The sequence below is a fragment of the uncultured Kordia sp. genome (assembly GCF_947496985.1).
Taxonomy (GTDB): domain Bacteria; phylum Bacteroidota; class Bacteroidia; order Flavobacteriales; family Flavobacteriaceae; genus Kordia.
Genome location: NZ_CANMEZ010000061.1, coordinates 1 through 201 on the forward strand (window position 1 = coordinate 1; position 201 = coordinate 201).

General features: G+C 44.3%; 1 protein-coding gene. It reads right to left on the reverse strand.

Going from position 1 to position 201, the window contains the following annotated elements; all coding sequences use genetic code 11:
- Positions 1-201, reverse strand: a 201-nt coding sequence (locus Q0828_RS24495; protein WP_298428016.1) for a hypothetical protein, incomplete at both ends; no start/stop codon positions are given.

Here is a 201-nt window from a genome sequence, read left to right on the forward strand (position 1 = left end):
AATGTACAATTGGTTGGATGATTCATATCGGTTACCGTTACACTATACGTTCCTGCTTCAGTTACTTGTACCGTTGCTGTAGTAGCCGTTCCACTTGGAGTGGTCCACTGATAGGTAAATCCAGCTCCAAAGTCAACACCAATGGTTCTAACATCCAAGGCTTGTCCTGTGGCTGCATCTACACACAGAATATCATCTGCT